This is a genomic window from Lysinibacillus sp. fls2-241-R2A-57 (assembly GCF_030209535.1).
In the GTDB taxonomy this organism is placed as follows: Bacteria; Bacillota; Bacilli; order Bacillales_A; family Planococcaceae; genus Lysinibacillus.
Map to the genome: position 1 here is coordinate 1 of NZ_JARVRU010000033.1, position 26,745 is coordinate 26,745.

Annotated in this window: 28 protein-coding genes; 9 read left to right on the top strand and 19 right to left on the bottom strand. The window is 38.2% G+C overall.

Features of this window, described 5'->3' with window-relative positions; genetic code table 11:
* Nucleotides 1-193, top strand: a 193-nt coding sequence (locus tag QRN68_RS06910; protein ID WP_285396031.1) for a hypothetical protein, incomplete at its 5' end; no start/stop codon positions are given.
* Nucleotides 194-254: 61 nt separating this feature from the next.
* Here QRN68_RS06910 and QRN68_RS06915 read toward each other — a convergent pair.
* Nucleotides 255-701 (bottom strand): YlbF/YmcA family competence regulator, encoded by a 447-nt coding sequence (locus QRN68_RS06915; protein WP_285396032.1) that lies wholly within the window; start codon nucleotides 699-701, stop codon nucleotides 255-257.
* 87 nt (nucleotides 702-788) lie between these two features.
* Between QRN68_RS06915 and QRN68_RS06920 the strand changes: the two genes are divergently transcribed.
* Nucleotides 789-1,289 (top strand): PaaI family thioesterase, encoded by a 501-nt coding sequence (locus tag QRN68_RS06920; protein WP_285396033.1) that lies wholly within the window; start codon nucleotides 789-791, stop codon nucleotides 1,287-1,289.
* Here QRN68_RS06920 and QRN68_RS06925 read toward each other — a convergent pair.
* Both QRN68_RS06925 and QRN68_RS06930 read right to left on the bottom strand, forming a co-directional pair.
* The gene (locus QRN68_RS06925) at nucleotides 1,270-2,745 is read right to left on the bottom strand and encodes a UDP-N-acetylmuramoyl-L-alanyl-D-glutamate--2,6-diaminopimelate ligase (RefSeq protein ID WP_285396034.1); all 1,476 of its coding nucleotides are present in this window, start codon (nucleotides 2,743-2,745) and stop codon (nucleotides 1,270-1,272) included. The genes QRN68_RS06920 and QRN68_RS06925 overlap by 20 nt on opposite strands.
* Nucleotides 2,746-2,938: 193 nt before the next feature.
* On the bottom strand, nucleotides 2,939-4,057 hold the full coding sequence (locus QRN68_RS06930) for a CAP domain-containing protein (protein ID WP_285396035.1): 1,119 nt from the start codon (nucleotides 4,055-4,057) through the stop codon (nucleotides 2,939-2,941).
* A gap of 147 nt (nucleotides 4,058-4,204) precedes the next feature.
* Here QRN68_RS06930 and QRN68_RS06935 point away from each other — a divergent pair, with 147 nt between their 5' ends.
* Both QRN68_RS06935 and ytvI read left to right on the top strand, forming a co-directional pair.
* Entirely contained in the window at nucleotides 4,205-4,570 is a 366-nt protein-coding gene (locus QRN68_RS06935; RefSeq protein ID WP_285396036.1) for a YugN family protein, read from the top strand.
* Between the two features lie 219 nt (nucleotides 4,571-4,789).
* Nucleotides 4,790-5,854 carry a sporulation integral membrane protein YtvI gene (gene ytvI / locus QRN68_RS06940; RefSeq protein ID WP_285396037.1) on the top strand — a complete coding sequence of 355 codons (1,065 nt, stop codon included), beginning with the start codon at nucleotides 4,790-4,792 and terminating at the stop codon, nucleotides 5,852-5,854.
* 42 nt (nucleotides 5,855-5,896) lie between these two features.
* Here the strand turns inward: ytvI and QRN68_RS06945 are convergent, their stop codons facing one another.
* From QRN68_RS06945 to cyoE, 8 genes are all read right to left on the bottom strand, one after another.
* Nucleotides 5,897-6,358 (bottom strand): DUF420 domain-containing protein, encoded by a 462-nt coding sequence (locus QRN68_RS06945; RefSeq protein WP_285396038.1) that lies wholly within the window; start codon nucleotides 6,356-6,358, stop codon nucleotides 5,897-5,899.
* Nucleotides 6,359-6,398: 40 nt separating this feature from the next.
* Complete coding sequence (gene ctaG, locus QRN68_RS06950) at nucleotides 6,399-7,322, bottom strand: cytochrome c oxidase assembly factor CtaG (protein WP_285396039.1); 924 nt, start codon at nucleotides 7,320-7,322, stop codon at nucleotides 6,399-6,401.
* Between the two features lie 105 nt (nucleotides 7,323-7,427).
* Nucleotides 7,428-7,604 (bottom strand): hypothetical protein, encoded by a 177-nt coding sequence (locus QRN68_RS06955; protein WP_285396040.1) that lies wholly within the window; start codon nucleotides 7,602-7,604, stop codon nucleotides 7,428-7,430.
* 217 nt (nucleotides 7,605-7,821) lie between these two features.
* Nucleotides 7,822-8,166, bottom strand: coding sequence for a cytochrome C oxidase subunit IV family protein (locus QRN68_RS06960; protein WP_285396041.1), 345 nt, complete (start codon nucleotides 8,164-8,166; stop codon nucleotides 7,822-7,824).
* Complete coding sequence (locus QRN68_RS06965; RefSeq protein ID WP_285396042.1) at nucleotides 8,166-8,792, bottom strand: cytochrome c oxidase subunit 3; 627 nt, start codon at nucleotides 8,790-8,792, stop codon at nucleotides 8,166-8,168. The genes QRN68_RS06960 and QRN68_RS06965 overlap by 1 nt, the downstream gene beginning before the upstream one ends.
* On the bottom strand, nucleotides 8,792-10,675 hold the full coding sequence (gene ctaD / locus QRN68_RS06970; protein WP_285396043.1) for a cytochrome c oxidase subunit I: 1,884 nt from the start codon (nucleotides 10,673-10,675) through the stop codon (nucleotides 8,792-8,794). Before ctaD ends, QRN68_RS06965 begins: the two co-directional genes overlap by 1 nt.
* Nucleotides 10,676-10,715: 40 nt before the next feature.
* Nucleotides 10,716-11,804 carry a cytochrome c oxidase subunit II gene (gene coxB / locus QRN68_RS06975; protein WP_285396044.1) on the bottom strand — a complete coding sequence of 363 codons (1,089 nt, stop codon included), beginning with the start codon at nucleotides 11,802-11,804 and terminating at the stop codon, nucleotides 10,716-10,718.
* Between the two features lie 100 nt (nucleotides 11,805-11,904).
* Nucleotides 11,905-12,822: a heme o synthase gene (cyoE, locus tag QRN68_RS06980; RefSeq protein ID WP_285396045.1), complete on the bottom strand. Its 918-nt coding sequence runs from the start codon at nucleotides 12,820-12,822 to the stop codon at nucleotides 11,905-11,907.
* A 335-nt stretch (nucleotides 12,823-13,157) separates the two neighbouring features.
* Here cyoE and QRN68_RS06985 point away from each other — a divergent pair, with 335 nt between their 5' ends.
* Nucleotides 13,158-14,081: a COX15/CtaA family protein gene (locus tag QRN68_RS06985; RefSeq protein WP_285396046.1), complete on the top strand. Its 924-nt coding sequence runs from the start codon at nucleotides 13,158-13,160 to the stop codon at nucleotides 14,079-14,081.
* Nucleotides 14,082-14,428: 347 nt separating this feature from the next.
* Here QRN68_RS06985 and pyc read toward each other — a convergent pair whose 3' ends face one another.
* The 3 genes from pyc to QRN68_RS07000 are packed head-to-tail and all read right to left on the bottom strand — an operon-like array spanning nucleotide 14,429 to nucleotide 19,399.
* Complete coding sequence (gene pyc, locus QRN68_RS06990) at nucleotides 14,429-17,863, bottom strand: pyruvate carboxylase (RefSeq protein ID WP_285396047.1); 3,435 nt, start codon at nucleotides 17,861-17,863, stop codon at nucleotides 14,429-14,431.
* Between the two features lie 12 nt (nucleotides 17,864-17,875).
* The gene (locus QRN68_RS06995; RefSeq protein WP_285396048.1) at nucleotides 17,876-19,057 is read right to left on the bottom strand and encodes an FtsW/RodA/SpoVE family cell cycle protein; all 1,182 of its coding nucleotides are present in this window, start codon (nucleotides 19,055-19,057) and stop codon (nucleotides 17,876-17,878) included.
* A 60-nt stretch (nucleotides 19,058-19,117) separates the two neighbouring features.
* Nucleotides 19,118-19,399, bottom strand: coding sequence for an Fpa/YlaN family protein (locus QRN68_RS07000; protein ID WP_285396049.1), 282 nt, complete (start codon nucleotides 19,397-19,399; stop codon nucleotides 19,118-19,120).
* Nucleotides 19,400-19,581: 182 nt separating this feature from the next.
* Between QRN68_RS07000 and QRN68_RS07005 the strand changes: the two genes are divergently transcribed.
* Both QRN68_RS07005 and QRN68_RS07010 read left to right on the top strand, forming a co-directional pair.
* Nucleotides 19,582-20,082, top strand: a complete 501-nt coding sequence (locus QRN68_RS07005; protein ID WP_285396050.1) for a molybdopterin-binding protein — start codon at nucleotides 19,582-19,584, stop codon at nucleotides 20,080-20,082.
* A gap of 11 nt (nucleotides 20,083-20,093) precedes the next feature.
* Entirely contained in the window at nucleotides 20,094-20,297 is a 204-nt protein-coding gene (locus QRN68_RS07010) for a YlaI family protein (protein ID WP_285396051.1), read from the top strand.
* 194 nt (nucleotides 20,298-20,491) lie between these two features.
* Here QRN68_RS07010 and QRN68_RS07015 read toward each other — a convergent pair whose 3' ends face one another.
* From QRN68_RS07015 to QRN68_RS07025, 3 genes are read right to left on the bottom strand one after another with little or no spacing between them, the layout of a single operon-like run.
* On the bottom strand, nucleotides 20,492-21,286 hold the full coding sequence (locus QRN68_RS07015) for an ABC transporter permease (protein WP_285396052.1): 795 nt from the start codon (nucleotides 21,284-21,286) through the stop codon (nucleotides 20,492-20,494).
* A complete protein-coding gene (locus QRN68_RS07020; protein WP_285396053.1) occupies nucleotides 21,279-22,046 on the bottom strand; it encodes an ABC transporter ATP-binding protein in 768 nt (255 codons plus the stop codon). Before QRN68_RS07020 ends, QRN68_RS07015 begins: the two co-directional genes overlap by 8 nt.
* Nucleotide 22,047: 1 nt before the next feature.
* Nucleotides 22,048-23,040, bottom strand: a complete 993-nt coding sequence (locus QRN68_RS07025) for an ABC transporter substrate-binding protein (RefSeq protein WP_285396054.1) — start codon at nucleotides 23,038-23,040, stop codon at nucleotides 22,048-22,050.
* Between the two features lie 84 nt (nucleotides 23,041-23,124).
* Between QRN68_RS07025 and QRN68_RS07030 the strand changes: the two genes are divergently transcribed.
* Together QRN68_RS07030 and QRN68_RS07035 are read left to right on the top strand one after the other, a co-directional pair.
* Nucleotides 23,125-23,967, top strand: a complete 843-nt coding sequence (locus QRN68_RS07030; RefSeq protein WP_285396056.1) for a hypothetical protein — start codon at nucleotides 23,125-23,127, stop codon at nucleotides 23,965-23,967.
* Between the two features lie 99 nt (nucleotides 23,968-24,066).
* Nucleotides 24,067-24,360, top strand: coding sequence for a hypothetical protein (locus tag QRN68_RS07035; RefSeq protein WP_285396057.1), 294 nt, complete (start codon nucleotides 24,067-24,069; stop codon nucleotides 24,358-24,360).
* Between the two features lie 104 nt (nucleotides 24,361-24,464).
* On the opposite strand, the gene QRN68_RS07040 is transcribed toward QRN68_RS07035, so the two are convergent.
* The gene (locus QRN68_RS07040) at nucleotides 24,465-24,863 is read right to left on the bottom strand and encodes a YlaH-like family protein (RefSeq protein WP_285396058.1); all 399 of its coding nucleotides are present in this window, start codon (nucleotides 24,861-24,863) and stop codon (nucleotides 24,465-24,467) included.
* Nucleotides 24,864-24,893: 30 nt separating this feature from the next.
* On the bottom strand, nucleotides 24,894-26,738 hold the full coding sequence (gene typA, locus QRN68_RS07045) for a translational GTPase TypA (RefSeq protein WP_285396059.1): 1,845 nt from the start codon (nucleotides 26,736-26,738) through the stop codon (nucleotides 24,894-24,896).
* Nucleotides 26,739-26,745: the final 7 nt, after the last annotated feature.

Below are 26,745 nucleotides of genomic sequence, written 5' to 3' on the forward strand. Positions count from 1 at the left end.
TGGCATTTTATCCGTCGCTCTCGGGATTCTTTCCGTCGACTTGATAATTCTATCCTTCGCTCTGATAATTCTATCCTTCGCTTGCGATTTTATCCTCCGCTTCGATAAGCCTATCCTTCACTCTGGGCATTTTATCCGTCGCTTCAATAAGCCTATCCGTTGCTCTAAGGATTCTATCGCAGTAGTTTTGTAATAAAAAAAAGACTGTATACAAACTCATAATTCATCGAGTTTGTTACAGTCTAATAAGAAGTCTATGCAGAGCAAGAGCAAGAACCACCTGAGCCACATCCTCCCCCGCAGGAAGAACCTGATGCAAAAAACGGATTACTTACAGGAACTTTTACTGCTTCTGATACAGTTTTTCCAATAAGTAGGCTTATCTCGTCAAGCAAATCTTGAAAATCATTTTCAGCAATCTTTAAAGCTGAAATCTTTTCATTTAAATCGAGTGCGCGCTTTTGCTGACGAATCGATTTCATAATTGTATGATAGTCCGGATGATATTTTCCGAAACGTTGTACATCTTCATACTGCTCTTTCATGCGATTAAATGCGTGAATAGCTTCAATTATTTGAACATCGCTATAAACAGCATCATACGCTTGTTGTAGCGTTTTTGCAGGCTCAGAGGAAAGAATCATCTCGCAAAGCGCGTCGGCCTCATCCAAAATGATTACCCAGTCAGAGGTCATCATCATTTTTAATTCCCCCAATCTCTTTCCCATCATAACAGATTTTATGGTAATTTTACATTATTGATATTTTTAAATGAAGGAGTTTTTTAATTGATCACATCATCTAAAGGACAAATAGAACAATTACTAGCAGATATTTTACAACATAGTACAGCTGAAGATGAGGAAGTTTTACTACATTTATTGTCTGGCCTTCGCGATAAACAACAAGGTATTCATCGCCGTTATATTAATGCTGCCTTACATATGGTCGGGAAATTTGATCCTGAGGTCAGTGAGGTTCGTATTCCAATTACACCCGTTATCCATAATACCATTAAGGTTCCGCACGGTGGGATTATCGCAACCATTGCTGATGCAGCAATGGGAGGACTTGCTTCACGTTCAGTACCAGATGGCTTTAATGTGGTCACAACAAATATTAATGTCTCTTATATTGCTACAACGACCAATAAAGAACTAATCGCTCGTGGACGTTTTGTACATAAAGGGCGTCAAACACTTGTGATGGAATGTGATATTGAAGATGAAACTGGACGAAAACTTGCTATTGCGACTGCTACTTTTTTTGTCATTCAACGCCGTCCTTAGTCATAAGATTTAAAAAGTAATCTCGAATACATTGTTGATCGGAAAAAGGGAGTTTTTGATTTTTTATTTGTTGGGTCTGTTCATGCCCTTTTCCGGCAACTAGTACAATATCACCTTTTTCTGCCTTTGCTAACGCTTGATGAATAGCAACTTCTCGATCTAGAAAAATTTCATAATATTGCTGTTCAGTAAAACCAGCAATAATACTTTCGTTAATTACGATAGGGTCTTCATCACGTGGATTATCGGTTGTTAAAAAAATGACATCCGCATACTTACTAGCTACCGCTCCCATCGCAAATCGTTTGGCCTTATCTCGATTTCCTCCACAGCTAAATACAAGGTAAAGGTTTTTCGAGCGCTCAAAAGTTTGTAAAACAGCCTGTAGTGCCTCTGCAGTATGCGCGTAATCTACATATACATCAATTCCAAATGGATTGTCTATTTTTTCAAGTCTTCCTTCTGGTAGTCTTAACGACCACATATGCGCTGCTATCTCATCAATGGAGAAACCTAGACGCCATAAAGCCATTAACGCAGCTACAGCATTTTGCACATGGTACTTACCAACAAAAGGGATTTCTACAATATGCTCACTTGATGATGTTTGCAAACAAAGTACCGTTTTTCCAATGGATTCACTGACAATTTGGATATGTAAATCATTATGATTATCAAAGCCAAATGAGCAGGATTTTTTCTTATCATAAATACCTACAGAACGGCAAAAATTATCATCTCCATTTAGCACTAGCTTTTTTGATAAATCTGCCAACCTTTTTTTCGCACGCTTATATGCCTCAAGTCCTCCATGATCTTCTAAATGGTCCTCCGATAAATTTAAAAAAACGCCACAATCGATATCACAATGATCAAGCCTATGTTGCTGTAACCCCATCGATGAAGCTTCTAAAACAACATGTGTAACTCCACTTCGTACACATTGCTTTAAAATCGGATGCAACTCTTTTGCTTGTAATGTTGTTAATTGTTCATACATTGTTTGTTGCTTCTGTTCATTGATGAAAAATCCTACAGTTCCAATAACCGCTACATTTTTATGTAAGGCTCTTAACAGCTGGCTCACAAAATGACTCACTGTTGTTTTACCATTAGTACCTGTAATCGCAATGACTGTTAATGCTTCTGCTGGAAAGGCTGAAAGTTTTGCACTCGCATACGATAAAAATAACGATGTATTCGGAACCCATACAAAAGGGATATTTTGATCGGTAATAGGTAGTGAAATACTTTCCTCTGATATTATGGCAGCAGCACCCCGAGCTAATGCTTCTTTTACAAAGCGGCTTCCCGATGTTTTCTTGCCCTTGCGAACAACGAAAATATTTCCAGGCTTTATCGCCTGTGCATAATCCTCAACGCCCGTAATAATTGTGCGAATAGATCCTCCAGTCACGCTACATGGCCAGTCTTTCAATAGTTCAGCTAATTGCAAGCTTCATTCCCCCTTTCAGTTCTCTATCATATGACGGCGTATGTATCGGTGTGACGAAAAATGTAGATGCCGATTTGCATATCTTTTTCGGCTAAAAAACGAAAAAACTGAAGATAAACTTGATTTCGCCAAGTTTATCTTCAGTCTCAAATTTCTTTTTTATCCCGCATTAATACAAGACTCCCACATCACTTTATTGTGATGATTCATCAATATTTTCCTCTGGTATTTCAGAGTCCTCCTCACTATCCAGCTTTTGAGAAGAAGGTTCTACGAATATTTGCGTATAATAATTTAAAAATACTCCTGATCCCACTGTAGTATATTTATCATTTAAAATGACTTTACGATGCTCAGGAGAATTAAGCCAGCCATGCATTGCTTCGATAGCATCAAAATAATCAGTTGCAAGATTTTCATTCGCTTCACTATAAATGATTCCCTGCGTCTCTAATCTCTTTTTTAAATCTCCATTTGTTGGTGATTCATGCCCAACAAAATTTTGAACCTTCATATCTTCACTATGCATTTTTGCTACTTCCTCTAATGACTCATCCATTTCTAATACAGGTAAATCATGATGAATCCTTGTTACATTTATTAAATCATCTAGCTGTGTAGCATTCGCTACATTGATTTCTTGCTGTAAAAACGAGGAAGGTGGTGCTGATGTAACAAGCTCCCCTTGATAAGTCATTTCATAAGGTTGATGAAGAGCAAGCGTTTTACTATCAGTAAAGCGAACTCCTTCTAACTCACCTGTTTCTCTATCTATATAGAGTTGTGCAAAAATCCCATCGAATTTTACAAGCAATCGTGTCTGCATATCTTCTTCACTCATTGAGAAAACGAAAATATTTTCACCTACATTCGCAGATACTTCATAATCAATGATTGTCATTCGGTAAATATCATCGCGTTTCTGTCCAATTTCAAACGGATAAGCATCTATATCTTCACCAGCTATGTAAATTTGTGTCACAATATTATTTTGAACGCCTACCATAAAAAATGTAGAAGCATTTTCATTGTAGATCCACCATTCATACCCAAAGGATGATGGTTCCTTTCGTGCTGGTTTACCATATTTACTCACAATTTTCTTTACTTCTTTACCGATATATGTCGACATCCCGCTTTGTGGGCGTGTCATTGCCCCTACTTCTGGTTGTTTTAACTCGTTTTTGGGAATAATATTTGAATTGGCATTCGGGCCTTTCAATGGCTCATTTTCTCGTGGTGTATTAAAAAACATAAAGCCAATCAAAGCAATCGCAGCACATGCCATAAAAATGCGAAATAAAGCTTTCATACATGACTCCTTTTCATCACATTTATTGTAAGTTATTATATCAATTGTAATTGTGTTGACACAATGTTGTCATTGCAACAATGTCGAATATGCTCTATTATAAAAATGAGCGTATACTTTGTACGAGAAACTAAAGGAGGATTATAGATGTATTTTGAAAATACTAACCTTGAAAATTTAACAGCTGATCAAGAACTTATTGTAAGCATCATGAAACAAAATGGTCTAGAATGTGATGGCGGCTGGGACTACGAACGCATGACATTTGATAAGCGTTTCGATACTCGTGAAGGTCGTTACTACCTACGTGTATTTGCCTATGCAAAATCTGGTGATGTTGGTGCACACGATGCAATCCTAACACTAATGAAACCTGTACTTGGTAAATACTACTATCCACACGGCGTTGAGTATGGCGATGACGAAGTTTTTCCAGCTCACCTTGTAAAAAAATGTGAAGAAATCTTAAAAAAGGTTAAATTAGACCTAGAAGCTTTTAAAATTCAGGCATAATTTTACATAGTTATTTCACGGTGTATGCATGTCGATTAAACATTCGAAATCATTTTTATTTTTTTATCTGTCAGACGGTGACAGTACACCAAGTTGGCAACAGCGTACAGTGCATTAACTATATCTGAAAAGACTGGTGGTCCAGTCTTTTTTATTTTGAGTAAAAATATTATTTCTTCTCATACTACCTATATCTTTTACATGATGTAGGTGAGATAAATGCTACAATTTTTCAAACGTCCCTTTTTCCGCCACCCAATAATTGTTATAGCTATCGGGGTTGCAATTCTCTGGTTCATATCCCTGTCATTACCAATACTACTTGCCTACGTAACTGCATTACTATTAGAGCCTGTAATCATACGGATCAGTAAACGATTCCGAAAAAAACGCAAAATAGTCGCCTCCATTTTTTTTATGTTCTTTTCAAGTATGACATTACTATTATGTATTCTCATTATATTTATAAGTTGGAAACAATTTTCAACATTTATCATTCATATTCCAGAGTACCTCAATCAGCTATCAGCACTATGGATTCAAATACAATCCAAGATTTCCAACTATACTTATCATTTGCCTTTAGATCTAGTTATACAAATTCAACTTATGATAGCCCGTTCTCTATCATCAATCGAAAAATTTGCACTTTCTTTAACAAATGTGAATGTTTGGTCATTTTTACTTACGTATATCCCTTCACGTTTGTTTGATATTTTTGTTTATTGGATTGTGTTATACATGTTTCTTTTAGAATTACCAAGCATTAATCGTAAAATATTAGCTCCTATTCCCTTTCACTACCAACAAAAAATACTTTTTATAGGACACCGTGTGAAACTTGCCTTATTTGGTTTTATGAAAGCACAATTTTTAGTTGGTATTTGCATTTTTGCAATAGCTTTTGGAACCTTTTATTTTCTTAAAACACCATTCCCACTTATTTTATCACTCTTACTAGTCATTTTAGATTTCGTTCCTTTTTTAGATTCATTTATATTGCTTCTTCCTTGGGCAATATACAAAGCCTTTACAGGTGATTATATCTATGCTGTCGTGCTAGTCGTACTTACGATCGTACAATTTTTAGTTCGACGTATGATTGAGCCTAGAATTATTGGAAATAAAGTTGGACTCTCCTCACTAACTACTTTCATTGCAATGTTTATCGGTTTTGAAATATTTGGATTTTTCGGTATTTTAATTGGTCCTTTACTCGTTGTTGTTGTCGTTTCCATATTTAATCAAACATCCATAAAAAATCTCCCTCCTTCTCAAGAATAAGGAGGGAGATGATTTTTTGTTTATGACACCCGCTGAAAGAAGTTAGAAGCCTAAGATAGCTTTAATGGCAGATGTTGTTTCACCTGGTTCAAATAATACATATAGTAAAAAGTATACTAAAACTCCGGTAATAGCTACAAAGAACCAAATAATACTTGTAATCGGTCCAATACGACGGTGAAGCTTCATATTCGTTTTCAAACCAGAAATAATACTAACAATACCAAATACAGCTCCCACAGTCGCAAGAGTAATATGGAAAATTAAGAAGAAAGTATAATATGGTTTTAAATCTTCTCCTCCACCAAACGCTGTGTTACCAATAAAGACTGTACGTGAAACATAAATAATAAAGAAGGTAAGTGCTGCAACTCCTGCTGCAAGCATTACTTTTTTATGTGCCTCTACTTTTCCTTTTATAATTAAGCCCCAACCAATAGCTACAAGTACAGCACTAATAACGATGAATGATGTACTTATAGTAGGCAAAATTTGTAATTCCATTCACAAAACTCCTTATACAAAGTAAATTTCTATTTTACAATTAATGTTGCTGTTGGCTTTCCCATTTCTTTTGATGTTCTTTTAATGCGTCAGCTGTAATTTTATCAGGATCCTTTTGTTCTGATCGATACCATCTTGTAAAGATAACACCAATTAAAACACCAAAAATAAGCTCTTGTAAAATTTTCATTAGAACTCCGCCTAGTTGCTGATCCGCAACAGGTGTCATATCTGTAAAGAGCTCTGGTCCTGAAAGGGATAAACCAGATAATGTGGAAGCTGGTACACAAAGCTCCATTGCCTTAAGCCACGCTTCGCCATTTGTATATGTTTCATACATAGCGTTTGGTGCAAAAATAATTAACCCACATGCAGGTGTGATTAATACCGCATTAGCAATAATATAGGCTATTTTATGCAAAGGCTTCATTTGTGGAACATCTGGCACCGTATGAACTAGTGGCCAATACATTATAACAGCAGAAACAAATAATACAAAAGTATATGTACCATGTAATGTTTCATTTAACTTAATATAATCTAATACATCAGGTAAATGATAGAAAGAAAATAGACCAATAAATACAATTACCGCAACGACAGGTAATGTTAGTACTTTAAATACAGATCTAACAACCGGTGCTTCAATCGCAACTTTCCATACCCACCAAGGAATCCCCTTAATTAAGAAAATCGGTACAAGTAACAATAGTATAGCCATTTGCACCATATGCATCGTAAACATAATGTGCGCCATTATGTCAATTGGAGACCCTTTAATAATATAAATCGTTACCATTGCCAGTACAAAATAAATTGCCTCTCCCTTTTTCAAAGGCTCACTTACTTTAAAATCCTTGCGCCACTTTGTTGTGACTAAAAAATAGATGACTGTAATGAAAACAAGAACCCCTATTAAGTATGGGCTCCATAAAGCTTGGAAACCAAATATACTAAGTGGCATATAGAACGCACTCCTTTAAACTTCAGTACTCCTATTATAGAACGCTTACAGCTATACTGCAATGAACGAAAGGTGAACAAATTACTATGTACGGTGTACTGTTGTTCATATTGTGAAAAACAATATGGTCAAGGAAATCTTTGTATCTTGTGGCACTTTAATGAGGGTTGATTTCCGTTCTGACTGGGCGCTTTGTAGCTGCCGCTTTGCTTTCGCTACTGAAAACATTTGTAGCTGCCGCTTTGCTTTCGCTACTGAAAACATTTGTTGTTGCTGTCGCACAGAGCAAAGCTTCCTGGGGGCGTCCGATGAGCTTTCACATAGCATGTATCCTCTGACAAGTCGCTTTAAAAGCCTAGCGATAGCAACAATAACAATGTAACCTGAACGGAAATCAATCCCACATGAATTACATTATTTCTTACCAGCTCATTACTAAATAGTACCCAAAAAGAAAAGCACGTTCCTACATAAAGTAGAGAACGTGCTTTTTTGGTGATTACCACCAAATAATTGTTAAAAATGCTAAGAAGAATGTAAATGCGATTAATATACCCATCCACATGAAGAAGCCAATTACACCACCGAAGTGTGTTTTTTTGTCTTCTAAGTGCATGAAAGAGTAAAGTTGAAGAACCACTTGAACACCTGCAAGCAATAAAACGAGCGGTAATATTAAGTATTTAGAAAAATCAGCTGCAACTACTGCGAATGCGATAAACGTAAAGAAAATCATAATCGCAAAGTTAACTACTTGTTTACGCATATGAACGGCATTATGATGACGGTCATACTCGTATTGTGCCTGAGACTTAGCAACTATAGGTGTATCGTGTGAAGACATTATCCGATCACTCCCATCAAGTATACTACTGTAAAGATGAATACCCAAACTACATCGATAAAGTGCCAGTATAAAGCAGCCACGAAGAATTTAGGTGCATTGTATAAGTTAAGACCACGTTTAGCATTACGAATCATTAACGTTGAAATCCACACAAGTCCTAAAGTTACGTGGAAACCATGCGTACCAACTAATGTGTAAAACGCAGTTGAGAACGCAGATTGGTCAAATGTGAAACCTTTGAGTACATAATGATAAAATTCATAGATTTCAAGACATAAGAATCCAAAACCTAAAAGTAATGTAATACCAAACCAAGTTTGCATAGCTTTAAAGTTAAAGTTACGCATATGGTAAATTGCATAAACCGACGTTAGAGAAGATGTTAATAGTAACATCGTCATAGCGAAAGCTAAAGGCAATTCAAATAAACTTTGTGTTGTGAACTCCATGCCAGCTGGCCCTTTGTTCTTAAGTGCTAGGTAAGTAGCGAACAAACTTGCGAAAAGTACAACTTCACAGGCAAGGAAAATCCAGAAACCAACAACTTTATTTTTCCCTTCCATCGTAGCTTGTTCAGGATGATCTGGCCAAGTATGAGGAGTAAATTTAGTATTGAAATCCATTATTTATTTCCCCCTTTGCCATAAAGTTGTTCTTCAATTTCAAGAATTTCTTCTTTGTGTAAATGGAAGCCGTGATCATCCTTAACAGAACGGAAAATCATAGCACCAAATGTAATTGCAAGACCACCGATTAAAATATAAATTGACCACGGTTTATCTGCATCTGGATGGTAAAGTGCACCGAATGCTGCAATAAATAGACCAAGAGAAATAACAAATGGGATAGCTGAGTTGTTTGGCATATGAATATCACCGATTGGCTCAGCAAATGTAACTTCTTTGTTTCCTTCTTGTTTTTCAATCCACCATGGATCTAAACCACGAACAAGTGGTGTTTGACGGAAGTTATAGAATGGGATTGGTTGTGGAATTGACCATTCTAATGTACGTCCATCGCCCCATGGGTCGCGACCTGCTGGTTTGCCTTTGAATGACAGTAAGCAGTTGATTACCATTATAATAACCCCTACACCCATCATAAATGCACCGATTGTAGAGATAAAGTTGAACTGATCCCAACCTTGACCTTCCATGTAAGTGAATACGCGACGTGGCATACCCATTAAACCTAAGAAGTGTTGAACGAAGAACGTTAAATGGAATCCGATGAAGAAAATCCAGAAAGTAATTTTACCAAGCGTTTCGTTTAACATACGGTTGAAGAAAATTGGCCAGTAGAAGTGTGCTGAACCAAAGATCGCTGTTACGATACCACCAACGATTACGTAGTGGAAGTGGGCTACGATAAAGTAAGAATCGTGTAATTGGTAGTCAAGAGGTGCAGATGCTTGCATTACCCCTGTAACACCACCCGCAACGAATGACGGGATGAAACCAAGTGCATAAAGCATTGGTGTTGTAACTTTGATAGAACCGCCCCAAAGAGTTAAGATCCAGTTGAATACTTTCATACCTGTTGGTACGGCAATTGCCATTGTTGCAACAGCAAAGATTGCGTTGGCTGTTGGCCCAAGACCAACTGTAAACATGTGGTGAGCCCAAACCATGAACCCTAAGAAACCGATTAAAATTGTTGCGAATACCATTGAAGAGTATCCAAATAAACGTTTACGAGAGAACGCTGGAATAATCTCAGAGAATAAACCAAACGCTGGTAATATTAAGATATAAACCTCTGGGTGTCCGAAGATCCAGAATAAGTGTTCCCAAATAATTGTGTTACCACCCATTAAATGGTCGAAGAAGTTACCACCGAACATACGGTCAAATAACATCATTAATAAACCAATAGTTAATGGAGGGAATGCGAATAGAATTAATGCACTTGATACTAGAGCAGTCCAAGTGAATAATGGCATACGCATAAATGTCATACCTGGAGCACGCATTGTAATAATCGTAACGATAAAGTTAAGACCTGATATTAATGTACCCGCCCCTGATATTTGTAAACCAAGAACATAGAAGTCAATACCATGTCCTGGAGAATATAAAGATAAGGATGCATAAGACGTCCAGCCCGCATCAGGTGCGCCACCCATAAAGAATGACAGGTGAAGGAATACTGCACCTAGGAAGAATAACCAGAACCCTAATGAGTTAAGGAATGGGAATGCAACGTCACGCGCACCAATTTGTAATGGTACAAGCATGTTCATAAATGCGAATAGTAATGGAGTCGCAGCTAGGAATAACATTGTCGTTCCGTGCATTGTTAATAATTCATTGAAAAAACCAGCTGATATGAAATCGTTATTTGGTTTCATTAACTGAATACGCATTAATAACGCTTCAAAACCAGCGATAGCAAAGAACAATGTACCGGCTAATAAATACATTACTGCTAACTTTTTATGGTCGACAGTGGTAATGTAATCCCAGACAGTTGCTCCAAAGCCCTTTTTCTGTGTGTATGAGCTCACAACTTTTACCTCCCTCAAAGTTTGTTACATTAAACTAAAATTATTTCTCAACAGATAAGCTCATGATATAAGTTGCTAGAGCTTGAATTTCTTCGTCGGATAAGTCGCCATAAACAGGCGCAGTGCCCTCTGCATTCATCATTAAGTTACCTGGTTTGAATTCCCCAGGGTTCTTAATCCAAGCTTTTAAGTTTTCTTCATTATGTTCTAAGAAACCAGCAACACGGTTACGGTCACCAAATGTAGTTAAGTTAGGACCTGGTGTACCTCCTGCTCCTGATCCAGAAACAGCATGACAACCTAAACAACTTTTAGCAAATGTTGCTTCACCAAGATCTGTTGAAGCTTTGTCAGCCACTTTTCCTTCTGTTGCTTTCATTGAAGCTACCCATGCATCGAATGCTTCAGGGCTTAATGCTTTAACTTTGAAGTCCATTAATGCGTGTGAAGGACCACACAACTCAGCACATTTACCATAGAATACGCCGTCTTTAAGGTCTTTAGATTCTTTATCGAATACTAGATAGAATTTATTTAAGTTATCTACGTTCGTATCCATTTTACCGCCTATAGCAGGAATCCAGAATGAGTGCTTAACATCTGCAGCTTTTAAGTTAAAGTAAACTTTTTGACCTGTTGGTACAACTAATTCTTGAGCAGTTACAATACCTTGGTTAGGGTATTCGAACTCCCACCAGTATAATTTTGCAGTTACATTTACTGTAAGAGCTGTTTTGTCACCATTTTCATCTACTTCGTCCATTGCAGCAACATCTGCAAATTTATAAGTAGCGGTAACAACTGGTACAGCTAAGATTAATAATAAAATAATTGGAATTACTGTCCAAATTACTTCAAGAGTGTGACTTCCTTCTACTTGCTTAGGTATAACGTCTTCGCCAACTTTTGAACGGCGGAATTTTACGAATGCAAGTAAATAGATAACGGATACTACTACTACAACTAACGTCATAATTCCCGTAGCTAACAGTAATAGATTGAATTGTTCTTTACCTACTTGACCAGATGGTTTCAGTGCAGAAATATATTCTTCACCACAACCAGAAAGGAAAACCATCATCACTGCTAGAAGTGAAAAAAGACGCCATTTTTTAAGCCCTTTCATCATAGCTTAATTAAACCCCTCTTTCTTTGTTGTATTTTCATGTGTACCTAGGAAATTAGTTCTGTCTATATGAATTCTTTAGGATAAGAAAGAATTCATATACTTAGCTAAACAACGCAAATATGATGATAGATACAAATAATATTGTCATATGATTTAATGAATAGATAAACATTTTATTTGCCCATTTCATATCATCTTTTGTAGTAAAGCCTTTTAAAGCTAGAATCAACCAGCCCAAGTTCAATGCTGTGGCAAGTACTAAGAAGCCTACCCCAAGCTCTGGTAAAAGGAACGGTAACGGTAATAATAAAAGAATCCAGAATAACATCGAGTACTTCGTTCGTTTAAATCCTTTTACTACAGGTAGCATTGGTATATTAGCTGCACGATATTCTTCAGTACGTTTCATAGCAAGTGCATAAAAATGCGGTGGTTGCCATGCAAACATGATAAGGAATAAGGCAAGTGCTCCTGGACCTAATGCAGGTTCAACAGCTGCAAACCCAATAACTGGTGGAATAGCCCCTGAAATACTTCCTACAACCGTGTTACTAACATGCTTCCTCTTTGACCACATTGAGTACAGAACGACATAAGCAAATATTCCTACTAGTCCCCACATGCCGGCCGCAAACGATGCCGCAAATAACAAAATTTCACCTACAATTAAAAATGAGAGGGCAATGGTCAATACAAAATTCGGCTTAAATCTACCCGTTACTGTCGGTCTAGCCTTCGTTCTTTTCATGATTGGATCAATATCCTGATCAATAAAGTTATTCATTGCGCCTGAGCCACCTATAATTAATGCCGCACCCAGCATGGTGAACAATATGACATCAAGCTCTTGCAAGAAGTGCCTACTAGTAAATTGAAATGCCAGCCACATCCCTGTAAACGTTGTGACAAGATTCGAGTTAACGATTCCAATTTTTATCAGTGCTAAAAAATCTTTTACAGCAGATGTTGATTCTGGTCCACCATTTCTAGTAGCCGTCAGTGCACGACCGTTTGACATGATACCTCTCCTTTCATTTTTGTAAGCATATTCCGCTAATGTTTACTATAGCGAAATTTGCGATTGATTTCTAGACATTAAGTGAAATTTAGATGAAGTTGTAAAAATTAGCTTAGTCTAGAAATATAATTAAAAACAACATATCTATAGTAAAACATTTTCTAAAATGAATTGTGAAGGTTAAAGTACGAAATTATGAACAATTTGTGAAATGGAATCGACATCTAATACTACCTACTCTTTACAAGTTGTTTTTTACCTGTTTTTTCGATATTATCTAGTAGCAGTAACATTACGTTCTTGTAATGTGATATATAAAGTAGGTGACTCATTTTATGCAACAAAACAGGTTTATGAAATGGTTTGCTGTTGCCGCTACCGTTGGAATGCTTCTTATTTTATTAGGTGGAGCACTTGTTACCAAAACAGATAGTGGCTTAGGCTGTGGTCGAAACTGGCCTGATTGTAATGGTTCTCTTATTCCAAAAGAAATTACACCAGAAGTCTTAATTGAATTTTCACATCGTCTCGTAACTGGAATCGTATCTATTTCAATTCTTGTGTTAACAATTTGGACATGGCGTAAACTCGGTCATATTCGCGAAGTAAAGTTATTAGGTTTCTTAGCGATGTTTTTCTTAATCGCACAGGCTCTTATTGGAGCTGCTCAAGTATTGTGGGGACAAGGCGATTTCATACTAGCACTCCATTTTGGGATTTCTCTTATTTCCTTTGCTGCCGTTCTTCTTCTCTCTATGATTGTATTTGAAGTGGATCAGAAATTTGATGCCGATAACGTTTTTATTGGTAAAAAGTTACGTTGGCATACAATTGCTGTCACAATTTATTCTTATTTAGTCGTTTATACAGGGGCGCTTGTTCGCCATACAGAATCTAGCTTAGTATGTCCTGACTGGCCATTTTGCTACAACGAAACACCATTCGCACCACTAAATAATATGTATGAATGGGTGCAAATGGGGCATCGATTTGCTGTTCTTATTTTTTCTATTTGGATTGCATACATAACTTGGCACGCTATAAAAGAATATAAAAATCAACGTGTTATTTACTATGGCTGGATTATTGCCTCTATTATAGTAATTTTACAGGTGATTGCTGGTATGTTAATAGTCCTAACTAGATTGAATTTAACAGTCGCGTTACTTCATTCATTATTTATTTCAATTTTATTTGGTCTACTTTGCTACATGGTATTGCTAGTTGCACGTAGCAATTATAATGAAAAAAACAAATAATAGTAGAAAAAGATTCGCCACATCAATGGCGAATCTTTTTTATTTATTTAAACGATTTCTATTAAAAAGCAGCAAATGACATGTCAAAAAATCGACAAGTTTATTATTACAATATAGCAAAATCAATATTATCAGGTGTGTTGCTTAACCATTTTTATCCACATTAATTAATTAGAATGCTCTGATTTCCGCTGACACTTTGCTTTCGCACAAAAACATTTGTTGCCTCATGCTCCAGGAAAGCGCCCAGCCGGAACGGAAATCAACCACACGTTTTGGTGATGAACCATAAAAAAAGGTTATTAGTATGCTATAAAAGCCATCTAATAACCTTTTTTTCTGTTCAATTATTCAATTTCAATTAACAAATCACCTGTTGAAATGGCGTCGCCTGCACTTGCGTATACTTCTTTCACGATCCCATCTTTCGGTGCTTGGACAGTTGTTTCCATTTTCATCGCTTCAGTAATTAACAAATGGTCTCCACGTTTAACAGAGCTCCCTTTTGATACGACTACCTTTAAAATCGTACCTGGCATTGTTGCGCCAATTTGATTTGGATTGCTCGGATCTGCCTTTAATGCTAAACTACCATCCACTTCGACAGTCATATCCTGAATTACCAACTCACGGGATTGACCATTCAACTCAAAGTAAATCACACGTGTTCCATCATGCTGTGGCTCACCGATCGAAACGAGTTTAACAATCAGTGTTTTACCTTTTTCGATTTCAACTTCGATTTCTTCTCCTAGCTTTAGTCCATATAGGAATGTTGGTGTATCTAATACCGAAATATTGCCGAAAGAGTCCACTGTTTTCGCATACTCTTCAAACACTTTCGGGTACAAAGCATACGCCAGCACATCACGCTTCGTCACGGGACGATTTAATTTTTCCTCCAATACCGCCTCTAGTTGCTCAAAATTCACAGGCTCCAGTAATTCACCAGGACGTACAACTATTGCTTCACGGTCCTTTAATACAACCTTTTGAAGCACCTCAGGGAAGCCACCATGCGGTTGTCCTAAATAACCTTGGAAGAACTCAATCACAGAATCTGGGAAATCAATAGTTTGCCCTCTTGTCAGTACAGAGTTTTCATCTAAATCATTCTGCACCATAAATAACGCCATATCCCCTACCACTTTCGAAGACGGTGTTACTTTGACAATATCGCCAAATAGAAGGTTAACACGGGAATACATGTGCTTCACTTCCTCCCATCTATCCCCAAGGCCCACCGCTTTGGCTTGCTGCTGTAAGTTACTATATTGACCACCAGGCATCTCATGGACATAAATTTCGGAATGTGGGCTAATCATGCCACTTTCAAAATCCTTATAATACTTACGCACATCTTCCCAGTAGTACGATAATTTTTCAAGCGCTTCTATGTCTGCACGAACCTCACGCTTACTGCCCTTCATTGCATAATACAAAGAATTTGCACTTGGCTGTGACGTTAAGCCCGCCATCGAGCCGAGCGCCGTATCAATGATATCCACCCCTGCCTCAATCGCCTTGGCATATAAATAAATACCATTGCCACTTGTATCATGCGTATGCAGATGGATTGGCAGACTTGTCGTCTCTTTTAACTCGGAAATTAAACGATATGCTGCTTCCGGCTTCAATAATCCAGCCATATCTTTTATCGCTAAAATATGGGCACCTGCTGCCTCCAGCTCCTTCGCCATTTCCTTATAGTATTGGACTGAATATTTCGCCCTCGTATCATCAAAAATATCTCCAGTGTAACAGATGGCAGCTTCGGCAATTTTACCAGACTGACGTGCAGCATCAATCGCTACTTCCATGCCTTTAATCCAATTCAAGCTATCGAAAATACGGAATACATCAATGCCTGATGCCGCTGATTCAGCGATAAACTCACGAATTAAATTATCAGGGTAGTTCGTGTAACCGACAGCATTCGCACCACGTAGTAACATTTGGAATAGCACATTTGGTACTTGTTCACGCAGCTTGGCAAGACGCTCCCACGGGTCTTCTTTTAAGAAACGGTACGCCACATCAAACGTCGCACCACCCCACATTTCGAGTGAGAAGAAATCGTGCATCATGCGCGCTGTTGCGTCTGCAATTTCAAACATATCCCGTGAACGCACACGTGTCGCAAGCAGTGATTGGTGCGCATCTCGGAAAGTTGTATCCGTTAACAGCACATCCTCCTGCGCCAAAATCCATTTCACAAGCCCCTCTGCTCCTTGGGTATCTAAAATTTGCTTAGTACCTGTCGGCGGGACAATCAATTTATCAACTTTCGTAATGTTAGGCTGCACAAAAATCGGTTTTGATTTCTTTTCTACGCCTGGGAAACCATTAAGTGTCACATTACCGATATAGCTTAATAACTTTGTCCCACGGTCCTTGCGCACAGGGAAATTAAATAATTCAGGCGTTGTATCAATAAAGCTTGTATCAAAGGCACCCGTTATAAATTTCTCGTGCGTTACGACATTATTTAAAAATGGGATATTCGTTTTTACTCCCCGAATACGGAACTCTTTTAAATTGCGGTCCATTTTCGCTGCAGCTTCTTTAAACGTCATCCCTGATGTTGAAATTTTCACTAGTAAGGAATCATAGTACGGTGTCACTACAGCCCCTTGGAAGCCATTCCCTGCATCTAAACGTACACCAAAGCCACCGCTGGAACGGTATACCATTAGCTTCCCTGTGTCTGGCATAAAGTCATTGGAAGGGTCTTCTGTTGTGACTCGCGCTTGAATCGCATAACCAATCATTGGGATATCCGCCTGCTGTGGAATATGGATTTCCTCTCCATGCAAACCATAGCCTGCCGCTACCTTAATTTGAGCATGCACGATATCCACACCTGTAATCATTTCTGTAATTGTATGCTCTACTTGAATACGAGGATTTACCTCGATAAAATAAAAATCTTCACCTGCAACTAAAAATTCTACTGTCCCTGCATTTATGTACGAGACATTTTTCATTAGTTGAACAGCTGCATCACAAATTCGGTTTCTTAAATTTTCCGATATTGAATTAGATGGAGCAATCTCAACAACCTTTTGATGGCGACGTTGAATCGAGCAATCACGCTCATATAGATGTACGATATTGCCCAGTTGATCGCCAACAATTTGGACTTCGATATGCTTTGGTTGTAAAATACATTTTTCTACATAGACATCGTCCGACCCAAAGGCTGCTTTCGCCTCTGATTTGGCACGTTCATATGCGGACGTCACTTCTTCCTTCGTGTGCACCACGCGCATACCACGCCCACCACCACCTAAAGAGGCCTTAATCATGAGTGGGTATCCATATTGCTCACCAAATGTCAGTACTTCATCCACTGAAGCAACCGGGCCATCTGTGCCTGGAATCACTGGAATATTTGCACGGACAGCTTGTTCACGCGCCTTTACCTTATCCCCAAACATATCTAAGTGCTGAGAAGTTGGTCCAATAAAGATAATGCCCTCTTCTTCACAACGACGTGCAAATTCCACGTTTTCCGATAAAAAACCATAACCCGGATGTATTGCATCTACTCCAGCATCTTTGGCAATCGCAATAATGCCCTCAATATCTAAATAGGCATCAATTGGTTTCTTGCCAGCCCCTACTAAATAGGCCTCATCTGCTTTAAAGCGATGAAATGCCCCACTATCCTCCCGCGAATAAATGGCCACAGTTTGGATATGCAGTTCCGTACATGCACGGAAAATACGAATTGCAATTTCTCCCCGATTGGCTACAAGAATCTTATTAATTGATTCCATAGATATCCCCCTTTATGATTGTGATTTTTTTCTCTCTATCTTTTCAAACATAGAAACATTGATCAATATTCCCATGGCTATAGATAGAATTATTATAGATGTCCCGCCATAGCTAATAAAAGGTAGCGTTACACCAGTTAACGGGATTAACCCAGTTACACCCCCAAGGTTAATAAACGTTTGCCAGCCAATCCAGCTCGCAATACCAGCCGCAATCATACGTGCTAGTGGATCTTTTGTACGCAATGCAATTGAAAATCCTTTATATACAATAAATCCTAGACCACCTATGACGATTATCACACCCCAAATACCTAGTTCTTCCATTATAATCGCCATAATAAAATCGGTTTGTGGTTCAGGTAAATACCCCAATTTTTGAACAGATTGACCGAGACCTCTTCCATCTAAACCGCCTCCGCCAATTGCATAATAACTATTTACTACTTGGTGCCCCATATCATTTTCATATTCAAACGGATTAAAATAAGATAGAATTCGGCCTTTACGGTTACCCTGTAACAGTTCACCTTTAAATAACCATAGTAAACCAAGGATGGCCGTGCCAAATGCCCCTAATACCCCGAAAAACTTCCAAAACGTTTTAAAAGGAATACCACTTGCCGCTACAACAGATACGGCAATACCACAAAGAATAATAACAGCTCCTAAATCGGTTTCAAAAGCTACGCAAGCAACAACAAGAATCCAGAGGAATATTGGATAAAAAATTTCTGTTGGTTGTAGCTTCTCAAAGGTATATTTTTGTCCTTTCCGATAAAAAGCCGCGGAAAAATATAAAATTATAAATAGTTTAGCATATTCGGAAGGCTGAAAATTCCCCAAACCTGGAATACGTATCCAACTCTGAGATCCTACATCTTCTGCACCATGACCGGCTACTTTTAACCAAGTAAATAGCACGGCAAGAACGACGGTAAGAAACAGCATAATATTCTTATTGGCATAATGCTTGTACGGGAAAAATGCAGCCGCTAAAAACCCAAAGGAAGCTACAATTAAATTAGTAACCTGTTTTTGATAAAAATAATCGGGTGCTGCCCCCTTTTGTACGATGGCTACCATCATACTTGAACTATAAATCATCACTAAACCAAATAAGCTTAATAATAGGACCGTTATAAATAATGGGTAATCAAAATTTCGTGCATAACGTTTTAAGTATTGTTTCATAGGAAAACCTCGTTCTAGAAAAAAAACTCAAATCGCAAATCGCGTTTGAGTTTTTTCTTTTTATTTGTCTGTATACGCGTCATGTAGTACAGAAAGTTCTTTCTCGAGTGAATCGAGAATTTCTTTGCCTTTTTCGCGTTCAATGAGTCCAAGCTTCACAGCAAAGTCAATTTCACGTGAAAGGCCGAACATTTGTGTATCTAATACTTCTTCATATAAAGGGCATTGTGGCATTGTTAAATGCTCCATCTGTACTCGAATAAGGCGAGCGATTTTGTCTGCATCAGCAACTAAAAGCTCCAAAGCCTTCTCTTGAAAAGAAGTTTGTGATTTCGTATCCATGAGGACGCCCCCATTATCTGATATTTCTTCGATTCTATCTTAATAAAGTTTATCTTCTAGTCGTTAAAAATGCAAGTGTCTTCATTGGAAAATAGAGAAATCAAATTATATTTCTTTATTATCTCTAGCCATTAGCGTTATACTATTTCATGGATATACAAGATTTGAGGAGGATTTCTACTATGGAAACAATAATTCCTATTAAGGGAGCAGTTACATTCCAATTAACATTAGATCCCACTGTTTGGATTTTCGATGATCGTAAATTAGATTTAAAAACGTACTTCATCTCACAACAAGCTGAAGAAGATTCAGATATTAAATATATGCGTGAGGTAGGTGCACACTGGTCACGTGAGATTATGGAAGGAGCTACATTCCCACCAACATTAAAATCAGAACGAAAATTTGACCGCAAAGGGATGGAAACTGGTACTTTCGGAATCGAATTATGTCACTTCTTGAAAAATGCTGAAATCAGACCTGAAGCGACAACAATCGTCATTGAATGCGAAGGTGGTAAAGAATGTCCATTTACAATCGAAGAAGCTCATACATTAATTTTACAATACAGCCAAGATGGTAAGCCTTTACTAGAAGGTGGCCCTGTCCATGTATTATTTAGAGACGGTTCAAATGTAGACAACCCTATCAAAAATGTATTAGCTATTCGTGCCGAGTAGGAGGGAATGCAATGCGCGTAAAATGTGTCATTTGCGATACAATTAACAATTTAGATGATAATTTACCGTTAGCAAAAAAATTACGCAATCGACCAATTCATACGTATATGTGTGAAACATGTCATGATCGTATTAAAGAAAATACTATTACACGCGTCGAAACTGGGAATTTCCGTTTTTATCGTACTTCACCACAAATGGATAAAGAATTTTAACTGATCAGCCAAAGGAGGTGACTCATTATTTGAGTCACCTCCTTTATCGTTCAGGCTACTCGCCAAGATTTATCGGAACAATTTTAGCTTTTATCGGAATAATATCTCGTTTTATCGGAACAATTTCAGTTTTTATCGGAATATTATCAACATGAAGGAGGTGGCTCATTATTCGAGTCACCTCCTTTAACCATTTAACCATTATTTTTTACTAACATCTTCTCAATCAATTCGACAACCTGATACATAATTGTCGCAAAAAATGCGATGATGAGAAGTGACATGAGCACAAGATTAAAGTTAAACACTTGGAAACCATAAATAATTAGATAACCTAGCCCTTTCGAGGAGACTAAAAATTCGCCAACAATGACACCTACCCAAGATAAACCTACATTTACCTTCAGAGTAGAAATGATTGTTGGAAAAGAAGCTGGCAAAATGACTTCTTTAAATATTTGCCATCTCGTCGCACCGAAAGTTTGCAATACTTTACTAAAGTTTGGATCTACCCCTTTAAAAGCTGTATAAACTACGATGGTCGTAATAATAATTGAAATCAACGCCCCCATCGCAATAATTGAAAAGTAACCAGGACCAAGGGCAACTATTAAAATTGGGCCTAAAGCAACTTTTGGCATAGCGTTTAGAATAACTAAATATGGATCAAGTACCTTTGATATCATCGGTGACCACCACAATACTATTGCTATTAATGTACCGAGGAGTGTTCCGGCAATAAAACCAATAATCGTTTCCATTAAAGTAACACCAACGTGAAGTGTTAAAGAACCATCACTCACTTTTTCTACTAATGTGTGCCATACATGCGTTGGTGAACTAAAAATTAAACGATCAATCCATCCAAACCTTGAAAGTAACTCCCAACCTCCAAAAAATGCGAGTAAAATAATAAGTTGATATAATCGAACAAAACGTTTTTCTTTTTTAAGCATTTGCTGATACTGTTTATATAATGTGTTATCCAAGACTCTCCAGCTCCTTCCAAATAATTTGGAATACATCTGAATATGCTGGATGCTGTCGAACATCAAAAGGTGATAGCTTTCGTAAAGCCTCAGGTATTTCAAATACTCTATGCAATGTACCTGGATTTGCTGAGAATAGAAATACCCGTTCACTCATCGCAATTGCTTCACCAATATCATGTGTCACAAGAATCGCTGTTTTTTGATAGGACTTTAAAGTTTCAACAACCAAGTCCTCAAGCTTTAATTTAGACTGATAATCAAGTGCCGAAAACGGCTCATCTAGCAGTAAAATTTTAGGGTTTACCGCTAAAGTTCTTGCAAGCGCCACTCGTTGACGCATACCACCAGATAACTCTTTCGGATAATTGTTCCCTACATGCGGTAAACCTATTTCTTGCAAAAGTCCATTTGCAGTCACTTTATGTGTCTTATTGCTTCGCTCCATGATTTTCAAACCAATTGTGACATTTTCCTCAATGGTTTTCCAAGGAAATAAATAATCTTGTTGAAGCATGTAGCCAATGAGAGACTGATTATGTGCTGAAATCTCCTCACCATCAATGTATACCTTGCCTTCAGTAGACGAAAATAAACCCGCAATAATTGATAATAACGTTGTTTTCCCACATCCACTCGGCCCTATAAAAGATACAAACTCACCTTCACGAATATCTAAATTGATATCACGTAAAACTTCCTTCGCCTGCGTACTTGAAAAATAGCTATGGTGAATATTTTCTAGTTTTAAAAATTCCATATTACTCAGCAGCCTTTTTAGCAAAGGTTGTATTCACAAGCTTTTCATATTCCACCCGCTGAGGAAGTTCACCCGCTTCCTCCATAATCGTTTGTAAATTATCCCATTCCTTCTTCTCCAAAATAGGATCTGTCGCATAGGAACCTTGTGATTTGTAACGCTCTACCACAGTTTCAATTAAAGCAACATCTACGTTTTCAAAGTATGGCTGAATAATTTTTGCTATTTCGGCCGCACTCTCTTTTTGCACAAAATCCTGCGCTCGTTTCAATGCATTTGTAAAACCTTGCACTGTCTTCGCTTCGTCCTTCAAATAGCTGCTTTTCGCCATAAACGATGTATAAGGTAAATGTCCAGATTCAGTGCCAAATGAAGCAACAATATAGCCTTTACCCTCTTTCTCAAAGATACTCGCCGTTGGTTCAAATAGTTGCACAAAGTCCCCTGTTCCAGAAGCAAAAGCTGTAGAAATATTAGCAAAATCAATATTTTGAATGAGTGTTAAATCACTCGCAGGATCAATGCCATGCTTTTTCAGTACAAACTCTCCTGCCATTTGTGGCATTCCACCCTTACGTTGCCCTAAAAATGTAGTGCCTTTTAATCGATCCCATGAAAAATTATCCATCTTTTCTCGCGCAACTAAAAATGTGCCATCTGTTTGTGTTAACTGTGCAAAATTTTGAATCGGATCATTGGAGCCTTGAAGCGTTACATATACAGAAGTTTCCGACCCAACTAAAGCAATATTAATGCCATCAGAAAGTAATGCCGTCATGGTCTTATCGCCACCTGCAATAGTCTGTAGCTCAACAGAAAGCCCTTCATCCTCGAAGTACCCTTTTTCAAGCGCTACATACTGCGGCGCATAGAAAATCGAGCGCGTCACCTCTCCAACTTTGACCTTTTCAAGCTTCGTTTTATTACACGCTGTCAAAGAAAGGAGTAACAAAGCAATAACACTAAATAATAAACCTTTTTTAAGCCAACGCATTTCATTTCCTCCTCGATTGATGAAAATAAGCCTATCGACATTAACTTATTCATACCGGAAGATTTCGGTGCCTATCTTTTAAATTTGTTCTACCACAAGTGTTGGGTTGATGCTGTATCCGTCGCTTTGATTGTTCTTTCCGTCGCTTTGGCTTTTCTATCCGTCACTTCCGATTCTTTCCGTCGCTTTGGCTATTCTATCCGTCACTTCGATTGTGCTTTCCGTCGCTTTGGCTCTTCTTTCCGTCACTTCGACTATTCTTTCCGTCACTTCGACTATTCTTTCCGTCACTTCAATGGCTTTCCGTCGCTTTGGCTTTTCTATCCGTCACTTCGATTGTGCTTTCCGTCGCTTCGGCTCTTCTTTCCGTCACTTTGGCCATTCTATCCGTCACTTCGACTATTCTTTCCGTTGCTCCGATTGCTATCCGTCACTTTGGCTTTTCTATCCGTCGCTTCGGCTCTTCTTTCCGTCGCTTTGGCCATTCTATCCGTCACTTCGATTCTTTCCGTCGCTTTGGCTCTTCTTTCCGTCACTTCGATTGTTCTTTCCGTCGCTTTGGCCATTCTATCCGTCACTTCGATTCTTTCCGTCACTTTTGCCATTCTATCCGTCACTTCGACTATTCTTTCCGTCGCTCCGATTGCTATCCGTCACTTTGGCTTTTCTATCCGTCGCTTCGGCTCTTCTTTCCGTCACTTTGGCCATTCTATCCGTCACTTCGATTCTTTCCGTCGCTTTGGCTCTTCTTTCCGTCACTTCGATTGTTCTTTCCGTCGCTTTGGCCATTCTATCCGTCACTTCGATTCTTTCCGTCACTTTTGCCATTCTTTCCGTCGCTTCGATTGTTCTTTCCGTCGCTTCGGCTCTTCTTTCCGTCACTTCGACTGCTATCCGTCGCTTTGGCTTTTCTATCCGTCGCTTTGATTGTTCTTTCCGTCGCTTCGGCTTTTCTATCCGTCACTTCGACTATTCTTTCCGTCACTTCGACTCTTCTTTCCGTCGCTTCGATGGCTATCCGTCGCTTTGGCCATTCTATCCGTCACTTCGATTGTTCTTTCCGTCACTTTGGCCATTCTATCCGTCACTTCGATTCTTTCCGTCAATTTTGCCATTCTTTCCGTCGCTTCAACTCTTCTTTCCGTCGCTTCGGCTCTTCTTTCCGTCACTTCGATTGCTATCCGTCGCTTTGACTTTTCTATCCGTCACTTCAGCTGTTCTTTCCGTCACTTCAACTCTTCTATCCGTCGCTTTGGTTTTTCTATCCGTCGCTTCGATTCTTTCTGTCACTTTGCCTCTTCTTCCCGTCACTTTTACTAGCACAATTTGAAGCTTGTCGAAACATTGATCTCCTTCTTTTAAAAAAAAAGAAAACAGTCTTAGCTCTTCATCGCTAAGACTGTTTCTATTAAGGTAAAGTTATTTTACTGATTAGCAGCTTGTTGCTCTTCTCTTTTTTCGCGCCATAAACGTGTTTTATAGACGATTAAAATTAATGCCGCTACAATAAGACCTTCAACCATCGGAAGATATAACGCAAAAAATGTTAATAAAGTACACCCTAAAAACAGGAAAGTATAAATAACAATATTTTGTGATAGTTTTAATTTCTTTGCAAAGCCTAGTTTATAAACAAGTGCAGAGAGCAAAAACACTAGAGCAAACAGAACATAACCTGCCATTTCTTTGCTAGGTAAGTTTTCATATAAAAAACGCGTAATCCCTGCCATTTTTTCATAGGCATCTGCTGTTTCCTCTGCATTTGTCTGTGCAGCAACTTGAATAAAATTCAGTTCACCCAATAAAGCGGACTTAATAGACAAGACTCCTCTTCCTTTCGTGGAAGCAAAAAATTATTTTTCAGCGTTTTTTAATTTTTTCGCTGCTTTCTCACGTTCGTTTTTGTCTAGAATTTGTTTACGAAGGCGAATAGATTCTGGCGTGATTTCTAGGTACTCATCATCAGTTAAAAATTCTAATGCTTCTTCTAGAGTTAATAAACGCGGCTTTTTAATTACGTTTGTCGCATCTTTTGTCGCAGAACGAACATTCGTTTTTTGCTTCATTTTTGTAATGTTTACAGTGATATCATTATCACGTGTATTTTCACCAACAATCATACCTTCATAAATTTCAGTACCTGGTTCTACAAATAGTGTACCACGGTCCTCTACTTGCATCATACCATAAGTTGTCGATTTACCAGTTTCCATTGACACAAGCACACCTTGGTGACGACCACCAATACGACCTGGAATATATGGTTGGTAGCAATCGAAAGTATGGTTGATGATACCGAAACCTTTAGTCATTGACATGAATTCAGTTGTGTAACCAATTAAACCACGTGCAGGCACTAAGAATGTTAAACGAACTTGGCCATTGCCATTGTTAACCATATCCAACATTTCACCTTTACGAGTACCGATTGATTCGATAATTGATCCAACATTTTCTTCTGGAACATCAATTTGTACACGTTCAAATGGCTCACATTTTACTCCATCAATTTCACGGATGATTACTTGTGGTTTTGATACTTGTAGCTCAAAGCCTTCACGACGCATATTTTCAATAAGGATAGATAGGTGAAGCTCACCGCGTCCAGAAACAGTCCAAGCATCTGGAGAATCTGTATCTTCAACGCGTAAAGAAACGTCCGTTTGAAGTTGTGAACGTAAGCGTTCTTCTACTTTACGTGCTGTTACAAATTTACCTTCGCGACCTGCGAATGGTGAATTGTTTACTAAGAAAGTCATTTGCAAAGTCGGTTCATCAATGCGTAACGGTGTTAAAGCTTCTTGGTGTTCTACAGGACATACAGTTTCACCAACGTTGATGTCTTCCATACCTGAAACGGCAATTAAATCACCAGCTTTTGCTGATTGAATTTCTTCACGTTTTAAGCCAAAGAAGCCAAAGATTTTAGTAACACGGAATTGTTTGACTGTGCCATCTAATTTCATAAGTGCTACTTGTTGACCAACTTCGATTGTACCGCGGAATACACGACCGATACCGATACGGCCAACATAGTCATTATAATCAAGTAAAGCTACTTGGAATTGTAATGGGTCTGCTGAATTATCAACAGGTGCTGGAATAGATTCGATTACTTTCTCAAATAGACATTGCATGTTTTCTTCTTGTTTCGCTGGATCTGCATCAAGTGAAGCAGTTCCATTTACTCCTGAAGCATAAACTACAGGGAAGTCTAATTGATCATCATCTGCACCTAGCTCAATGAATAATTCTAATACTTCATCTACTACTTCTAGTGGACGAGCTGAGTCTTTATCTACTTTATTAACAACCACAATTGGTGTAAGTTTTTGTTCTAACGCTTTTTTTAGTACGAAGCGTGTCTGCGGCATACAACCTTCATACGCATCGACAACTAGTAAAACACCATCTACCATTTTTAAAATACGTTCTACCTCACCACCAAAGTCGGCGTGTCCAGGCGTATCAAGGATGTTGATACGAGTTCCGTTATAGTTGACTGCAGTATTTTTAGCTAAAATTGTAATACCACGTTCGCGTTCGATATCGTTAGAGTCCATTGCACGTTCTTCAACATGTTCGTTTGAACGGAATGTACCTGATTGTTTTAATAATTGGTCGACTAAGGTAGTTTTACCATGGTCAACGTGGGCGATAATTGCGATATTGCGAAGATCTTGACGTAAGTTTGTCATTATTCCA

What these genes read in the sequence shown, in the direction of transcription:
- cyoE (WP_285396045.1), bottom strand. Translation starts at nt 12,822, where the DNA reads ATGTCAAACGGTCGTGCACTGACGGCTACTAGAAATGGTGGACCAGAA.
- ctaG (WP_285396039.1), bottom strand. Translation starts at nt 7,322, where the DNA reads ATGCCACTTAGTATATTTGGTTTCCAAGCTTTATGGAGCCCATACTTA.
- QRN68_RS06945 (WP_285396038.1), bottom strand. Translation starts at nt 6,358, where the DNA reads ATGGAATTACAAATTTTGCCTACTATAAGTACATCATTCATCGTTATT.
- QRN68_RS06935 (WP_285396036.1), top strand. Translation starts at nt 4,205, where the DNA reads ATGTATTTTGAAAATACTAACCTTGAAAATTTAACAGCTGATCAAGAA.
- ytvI (WP_285396037.1), top strand. Translation starts at nt 4,790, where the DNA reads ATGCTACAATTTTTCAAACGTCCCTTTTTCCGCCACCCAATAATTGTT.
- QRN68_RS06985 (WP_285396046.1), top strand. Translation starts at nt 13,158, where the DNA reads ATGCAACAAAACAGGTTTATGAAATGGTTTGCTGTTGCCGCTACCGTT.
- QRN68_RS07005 (WP_285396050.1), top strand. Translation starts at nt 19,582, where the DNA reads ATGGAAACAATAATTCCTATTAAGGGAGCAGTTACATTCCAATTAACA.
- QRN68_RS07025 (WP_285396054.1), bottom strand. Translation starts at nt 23,040, where the DNA reads ATGCGTTGGCTTAAAAAAGGTTTATTATTTAGTGTTATTGCTTTGTTA.
- pyc (WP_285396047.1), bottom strand. Translation starts at nt 17,863, where the DNA reads ATGGAATCAATTAATAAGATTCTTGTAGCCAATCGGGGAGAAATTGCA.
- coxB (WP_285396044.1), bottom strand. Translation starts at nt 11,804, where the DNA reads ATGATGAAAGGGCTTAAAAAATGGCGTCTTTTTTCACTTCTAGCAGTG.
- QRN68_RS06995 (WP_285396048.1), bottom strand. Translation starts at nt 19,057, where the DNA reads ATGAAACAATACTTAAAACGTTATGCACGAAATTTTGATTACCCATTA.
- QRN68_RS06930 (WP_285396035.1), bottom strand. Translation starts at nt 4,057, where the DNA reads ATGAAAGCTTTATTTCGCATTTTTATGGCATGTGCTGCGATTGCTTTG.
- QRN68_RS07000 (WP_285396049.1), bottom strand. Translation starts at nt 19,399, where the DNA reads ATGGATACGAAATCACAAACTTCTTTTCAAGAGAAGGCTTTGGAGCTT.
- QRN68_RS06965 (WP_285396042.1), bottom strand. Translation starts at nt 8,792, where the DNA reads ATGGATTTCAATACTAAATTTACTCCTCATACTTGGCCAGATCATCCT.
- QRN68_RS06960 (WP_285396041.1), bottom strand. Translation starts at nt 8,166, where the DNA reads ATGTCTTCACACGATACACCTATAGTTGCTAAGTCTCAGGCACAATAC.
- QRN68_RS06915 (WP_285396032.1), bottom strand. Translation starts at nt 701, where the DNA reads ATGATGATGACCTCTGACTGGGTAATCATTTTGGATGAGGCCGACGCG.
- typA (WP_285396059.1), bottom strand. Translation starts at nt 26,738, where the DNA reads ATGACAAACTTACGTCAAGATCTTCGCAATATCGCAATTATCGCCCAC.
- QRN68_RS07010 (WP_285396051.1), top strand. Translation starts at nt 20,094, where the DNA reads ATGCGCGTAAAATGTGTCATTTGCGATACAATTAACAATTTAGATGAT.
- QRN68_RS07020 (WP_285396053.1), bottom strand. Translation starts at nt 22,046, where the DNA reads ATGGAATTTTTAAAACTAGAAAATATTCACCATAGCTATTTTTCAAGT.